Source organism: Bartonella sp. TT29SHDZB, from assembly GCF_042193395.1.
Lineage (GTDB): Bacteria > Pseudomonadota > Alphaproteobacteria > Rhizobiales > Rhizobiaceae > Bartonella.
The window spans coordinates 1-663 of record NZ_JBHILQ010000139.1 but is presented as its reverse complement, the minus strand read 5'-3'; the positions used below and the strand labels follow the sequence as shown (position 1 = coordinate 663).

At 48.0% G+C, this 663-nt stretch carries 1 protein-coding gene; it reads left to right on the top strand.

The annotated features are described in order from the left end of the window. Positions 1-663 (top strand): DUF4815 domain-containing protein (locus tag ACFIJJ_RS09995; protein ID WP_375646847.1); only part of this gene is annotated, 663 nt, incomplete at both ends.

Sequence of the window (663 nt, the reverse complement as noted above, 5' to 3'; positions counted from 1 at the left end):
TGACCGATTGGGGCGCCTTGTGGCACAAGAAGGAGACCGCGTTGAACGGGCTGATGCTTTTGTCAACAAAGAGACAAAGACCGTCACTTTAACGGATGGCAAGATTTATATCGCAGGCGATATTTTCCCCGTTGCACCAGCTGTACTCAACAATGTTGCCATGATTGGGCGCTTGGAAATTGGTGTGAAGCTGCAAAAAAAATGGATTACCCATGAGGATGATCCAGAGCTGTTGGGGCAAGTCCCTGGCACATTGGCAGAAGGAGAGCCTGGAGCGGCACGCGAAACAGCACAGCTTGTTTGGGCACTGAAAGAGGATGCGCAGAATGGCACTTTCTTTCCGGTTTATATTTTACAAGATGGTGTTCTGATTGATCAAAAATCCCCCTCATTGCTTGAACCCGCCATGCAAGCTATTGCGACGTACGACCGCGCCCATGGGCATTATATCGTGGGGGGATGCCGAGTAAGTGCATTGGGAGCAAATAACGGTTGCCAAGTCTTTAGTATTCAAGAAGGAGAAGCTAATATCAATGGTTTCAAACGCAAACGCTTAGCGGCTTTGCGCCATGAAGAGCCAGAGGATTTTTCGACAAGCGTTGTTCCAAGCGAAACGCATATTTTTGCGCCTTCAAAAGGGAAAACAAGTTTTACCTTTAAACC